The sequence below is a fragment of the Pseudomonas sp. FW305-25 genome (assembly GCF_017351415.1).
In the GTDB taxonomy this organism is placed as follows: domain Bacteria; phylum Pseudomonadota; class Gammaproteobacteria; order Pseudomonadales; family Pseudomonadaceae; genus Aquipseudomonas; species Aquipseudomonas chlororaphis.
This window is the reverse complement of record NZ_JACNDE010000097.1, coordinates 1-208: the sequence shown is the minus strand read 5'-3', so window position 1 is coordinate 208 and position 208 is coordinate 1. Positions and strand designations below refer to the sequence as shown.

The 208-nt window shown below is 60.6% G+C and carries 1 protein-coding gene; it reads left to right on the top strand.

The window, feature by feature from the left end:
• The coding region (locus J4E58_RS31845; protein WP_207255381.1) for an immunoglobulin-like domain-containing protein at positions 1-208 on the top strand (208 nt) is incomplete at both ends.

Sequence of the window (208 nt, the reverse complement as noted above, 5' to 3'; positions counted from 1 at the left end):
CGTCACCGACACTATCGATACCTCGACCGTCAGCCTGACCGCCACTCCTAGCGTCGCCGAGGGTGGCACCGTGGTTTACACCGCGTCCGTAACGGCTCCAGTGACCGGCTCGCCAGTAGTCGTAACCCTGTCCAACGGACAAACCATCACTATTCCAGTGGGTGAGTCTTCCGGCACCGTGAACTTCACGGCACCAAACGATGCCCTG